The 596-nt window shown below is 43.3% G+C and carries 1 protein-coding gene; it reads left to right on the top strand.

The window, feature by feature from the left end; genetic code table 11:
- Positions 1-213: 213 nt before the first annotated feature.
- A partial coding sequence (locus R7E78_RS28415; protein ID WP_318058918.1) for a transporter substrate-binding domain-containing protein occupies positions 214-596 on the top strand: 383 nt, incomplete at its 3' end.

The raw sequence follows: 596 nt of genomic DNA, 5'->3' as shown, positions 1-596 counted from the left end.
CTTGGATGACGGACTACATCTTACGTAGTAGTGACGAGCAGGCGGAGTTATAAAATAGTTGTAGGCGTTCAGAGGAAAAAGTGACCCGTGCGGCAGACTGTTGAATTGATTGTGAAACAATAAGTGAATTAGTATATGTTCATCATTTCATAATTATTCTACTTTCCATAATAATAACCACACTGTAAGTGGTTAATTTTAGATAAGTTTGTCATGATCACACTTGCTCGAACGCTGCTGCTTTCCGCTTGCCTGTTGCCAAGCCTTCATGTAAAGGCCGAACCTTCATTACAGCCTCACTATAAAATCGCGACGGAAGCGGATGATGTTGTCACTCGCGTTTTATTTGATGCGGTATCCACTGAATTTGGTGTGAGTGTTGAGTACATCAACTACGCGAGTTTTGATGCCATTTTAGATGCAGTCGCGAATGAAGACGCGGACTTTGGTGCCAACATTACCTATACCGATACTCGCGCCGAGCGTTTCAGCTATTCCCGACCAACAAACATTGAATACACATACCTATATGGGCTGAGCGACTCGACATTAGATGACATTTCGCGTGTTGGTGTGCCTCAAAACACCATCTACTC

This window comes from Vibrio sp. YT-19(2023) (assembly GCF_033337395.1).
The sequence above is the reverse complement of the archived record's forward strand: the minus strand, read 5'-3'. Positions and strand labels throughout refer to the sequence as shown.